The organism is Roseibium sp. RKSG952, assembly GCF_009711355.1.
This window is the reverse complement of sequence record NZ_SMMF01000423.1, coordinates 1-909: the sequence shown is the minus strand read 5'-3', so window position 1 is coordinate 909 and position 909 is coordinate 1. Positions and strand designations below refer to the sequence as shown.

Genomic DNA, 909 nt, shown 5'->3' with positions numbered 1-909 from the left:
CTGGGTCGAGCGGAGATGATCCGCCGGATCGTTGAAGAGGGCCGTCCGCTCAAGACGGTCGCGTCCGAATTCGGCCTGAGTGAGCGACGGGCGCGGGAATGGCTGAAGCGGTACCGGACGCAGGGTGCTGCCGGGCTTGAGAACCGGTCCTCGCGGCCGCGCACCGTTGCCAACAAGACCATGGCGCATCAGGTTCACGGCATTGAACGGTTGCGACGGGAATATCGCCTGACGGGAGCGGAGATCGGCGAGAAGCTGGGCCTTGCCCGCTCGACTGTTGCCGGATGGCTGGCCCGTATTGGTCTTGGCCGTCTAGCCAGTCTTGATCCCAAGCCGCCAGTGCGGCGCTATCAGCGTCAAACCCCGGGCGAGCTGCTGCACCTGGATATCAAGAAACTCGGTCGCTTCGAGCGGACGGGACATCGGATCACCGGTTCCCGTCGGGGCCGCAGCAAGGGAGCTGGGTGGGACTATCTGCATGTAGCCATCGACGACGCGACAAGGCTTGCCTATGTCGAGGTTCTGCCCGACGAAACCCGTCACTCCACCACCGGCTTTCTCATCCGGGCGTTGCGTTGGTTCAAGGCGCGGGGCATCAAGATCGAACGGGTCATGACCGACAACGGCTCCGGCTACATTGCCAGACTGTTCCGAAGAACCCTCCAGCGCCTTGCCATCCGCCACATCAGAACCCGGCCCTATACGCCCAAGACCAACGGCAAGGCGGAGCGGTTCATCCAGACCATGCTTCGGGAATGGGCCTATGCCATTCCATTCAAATCGTCCCTGACACGCGAGGCCGACCTGCCAAGATGGCTTGACTGGTACAACGCCAAGCGGCCACACATGGGCATCAAAGGCAAAACGCCCCTTCAGGCCCTAGCCGGAACAACCTGATTGGAAACCACA

The 909-nt window shown here is 62.3% G+C and carries 1 protein-coding gene; it reads left to right on the top strand.

The window, feature by feature from the left end:
• The coding region (locus E1297_RS01345; RefSeq protein ID WP_209015570.1) for an IS481 family transposase at positions 1 to 897 on the top strand (897 nt) is incomplete at its 5' end.
• Positions 898 to 909 lie beyond the last annotated feature (12 nt).